The organism is Mesorhizobium sp. M7A.F.Ca.AU.002.02.1.1 (assembly GCF_003998535.1).
Taxonomy (GTDB): Bacteria; Pseudomonadota; Alphaproteobacteria; order Rhizobiales; family Rhizobiaceae; genus Mesorhizobium; species Mesorhizobium ciceri.
Map to the genome: position 1 here is coordinate 1 of NZ_RZPB01001104.1, position 1,508 is coordinate 1,508.

Consider the following 1,508-nt stretch of genomic DNA (forward strand, 5'->3'; position numbering starts at 1 on the left):
GAAATGGTGGGTTCCGAGAACCGGAGCGGAGCGTACGTTTGGGTACGTGAGCACAGTTCTACCGCGACGCGGTAGAACGGGGAAGCGCAGGAAACCGCCATTTGCAGGCCGGCCTCACGTGAATATCAACAGACCTTAATCAGGCCGCTTGCCTTTACATCGCCATTGTCGACGTGCCAGAAGCGCGTTCGAACGAGCAAGCCCGATGATCGGAGAAGACTGTTGAAGCCGGACGAAATCAGAAAGCTGGACGCCTATTTCAAGCGCGTCTTCCAAAACCCCAAGCTTGAGGTCAAGGCGCGGCCGCGCAAGGACGATTCGGCCGAGGTCTATGTCGGCGACGAATTCCTCGGCATCGTCTTCAAGGACGAGGACGACGGCGACTACAATTTTTCGATGGCGATTCTCGACATCGATCTGGCCTGAGCCAGCAAATCTTGCGGTCGGCCGGCTCATGCGGCCGGCCAGCCGGTTCCCTTGAAGCGTTCTTAACGTCCCGCCTTCAGAACGCGCCCGGCTTCGGTGGCGATTGCCGCGTCGAGCGCCTGCCAATCGCCCAGAAACTCCCTTGGGAAGCGATAGGTGAGGCTGAGTTCGTCGCCGACCTGGATGTCGCGCTCGCAGGGCGCCAGCGATTGGTCGGCACTCGGCCCGCTCAGGCAACGGGCCACGAACGGCTCCTTGCCGGGGCGATTGCCGACAACCAGCACCTCGTTCAGATAGCCTGATTTCTCGTTGAAACCATAAATCATCGTGCCGCCAGGCCCGGCAGTGCCGGGTCGGATGATCAGCGCGCTGTAGATCGGCGCGAAGCGGCCGCTCATGTCACGCGACATCATCTGCTGTTCGAAGGACAGGAAGACGATGCTTTTGGCTGTTCCCGTATGGTTGAAATCATCTCGCGCGGCCTCGCTGTAGCCGTCCATCTGGGGATAGCGCAGATAGAGGTCGAGCCGCGAGGCGATGCCGTCGCGCCGGGCCTGGGCGAAACGGATGGCATTGGCCGGGACCGTGATGACATTGTTGCCGATCACCACCTGGTGGGCTGTTGCGTCGTCGGTGTATCCGGCCATGGCGATCGAATGGCCGAACCATTTGCCGGCAAGGCTGATCGCCACCGACAACAGGGCGAGCACCGCGAACCCGTAGAGCACCCGCTTCATCAGCCTGGAATCGACCACGGTGAGTTCGTTGGCGAGCGCTGCCTGCTTCATCTCAGTCCTCGGATCTCGGGCCGCCCGTCCGCCTGCAGTGTCCCCGGGCGGCACACATCGCACGGCATGGCTCTTGCAGCCTGCATGGAACGACTGTGCAATTTCATGGTAAACGGAAAGTTAAGATGGGACCGCTGGAACTCACACTCTTTGCTTTTGCCGTCGGGTTGACGGCCTGCGGGCTGGCCGGATCGGCCATGGAACTGGCGTCGGGCCGCAAGGTCGCCTTCACCGAACCCTATGTGTCGCCGTCACATGTCTTGCGCTCGCTGCTCGCCACGGCCTGTGCGGGAC

The 1,508-nt window shown here is 61.5% G+C and carries 2 protein-coding genes; one reads left to right on the top strand and one right to left on the bottom strand.

All coding sequences use genetic code 11. The features are described from left to right. Positions 1–222: 222 nt before the first annotated feature. Complete coding sequence (locus EN879_RS35475; RefSeq protein ID WP_013531334.1) at positions 223–426, top strand: DUF3126 family protein; 204 nt, start codon at positions 223–225, stop codon at positions 424–426. A gap of 62 nt (positions 427–488) precedes the next feature. Here EN879_RS35475 and EN879_RS35480 read toward each other — a convergent pair whose 3' ends face one another. Next, complete coding sequence (locus EN879_RS35480; protein ID WP_063168100.1) at positions 489–1,214, bottom strand: hypothetical protein; 726 nt, start codon at positions 1,212–1,214, stop codon at positions 489–491. Positions 1,215–1,508 lie beyond the last annotated feature (294 nt).

What these genes read in the sequence shown, in the direction of transcription:
- EN879_RS35480 (WP_063168100.1), bottom strand. Translation starts at nt 1,214, where the DNA reads ATGAAGCAGGCAGCGCTCGCCAACGAACTCACCGTGGTCGATTCCAGG.